The 810-nt window shown below is 31.9% G+C and carries 1 protein-coding gene; it reads right to left on the bottom strand.

What is annotated here, in order from left to right; translation table 11 throughout:
* Window positions 1–28: 28 nt before the first annotated feature.
* Window positions 29–802 (bottom strand): DUF6612 family protein, encoded by a 774-nt coding sequence (locus tag AC1DTM_RS29610; protein ID WP_002199938.1) that lies wholly within the window; start codon window positions 800–802, stop codon window positions 29–31.
* Window positions 803–810: the final 8 nt, after the last annotated feature.

Genomic DNA, 810 nt, shown 5'->3' with positions numbered 1-810 from the left:
CCTTTTTCCTATCTTTTCACGATTCAAATTATTGAATTCCTTCTGGTAACTTAATTGAATCAAACTTTTCATATGAATCAATCTTTATACTCACAACTGCATCCAATTTTTCCTTATCTGTACTAGCTTTTTTATCTGAGTTACTTTCACTCACTTTTATAGTTGTTCGCATCTCTTCAAATTTATAATCTCTTGTTATTATATATTCAATGTTAAACGCATCCATATTAAATCCTTCCGTTAATTTCTTCATATCTCCATTAATTTTTTGTAACGTATCTACCGCTTCTTTTCCCTTTAATTCAAGTGTAAGTTTATATGTGTCCCCATCCTTCTTCGCTTTCATTTTCTTAGCCAAAGCTTCCGGTAAATCTAACTCATTAAGTAAATTTTTACTGACCATTACATCATTTACATTAAATTGATCATTAGGTATCGTAACTAACTCTCCTGTATCAGGGTTTTTCACTTGAGCAGCGACCTTTCCATCTACTTCATACGTTACAATATCTGTACCACTTATTTTCATTTCAGCTCTAGAATTCTTCAGTTTCGGCTCCATCTGTATTTTCATTTTAATCTCTTCTGATTGGCTACTCCCCTTCATTGACATAAGAGATGTCAATGTAAGATATTCCTCTTGTTTTAATCCGTCAGCTGCTTTTTTAAAAATATCTTTCGCTACTAACTCTTTTTCTTTTTTTACAGATACTGTTTTAGGTCCACTTATTTTTTCACTGCTACAACCAGTTGTTAAACCTACTATTAGCGCCAAACTAGATATTACAACCATTTTCTTCATAATGATCC

The organism is Bacillus sp. P4_D3, assembly GCF_056401855.1.
Note: the sequence above shows the minus strand (reverse complement) of the source record. Positions and strands in the feature narration are given on the sequence as shown.